Below are 323 nucleotides of genomic sequence, written 5' to 3' on the forward strand. Positions count from 1 at the left end.
GAACGCCGTCTCCATCAGGATCTACTTCGTCTAAGTTACTTACTCCATCTCCATCACAATCTGCAGTTGCCCAGTCACTTGTTGTGTCTGTTAAATCTACATTGGATAATGTTCCTCCGATACATGGATCGGTATCATTTGAATCCGTATCACTTGTTTCTCCATCACCATCACAATCTGTGATTGCTGTTACAGGTAAAGTAATATCTGCTGCAGTAAATTCACATGCATCATTTGGATCTGTGTCGTTTGGTCCTTGAACGCCGTCTCCATCAGGATCTACTTCGTCTAAGTTACTTACTCCATCTCCATCACAATCTGCA

General features: G+C 42.4%; 1 pseudogene. It reads right to left on the minus strand.

From position 1 onward, the window contains the following. Positions 1-323 (minus strand): annotated as a pseudogene (locus ACVCXO_RS10035) (hypothetical protein); the annotation flags it as partial.

The sequence above is a fragment of the Lacinutrix sp. MEBiC02404 genome (genome assembly GCF_053601575.1).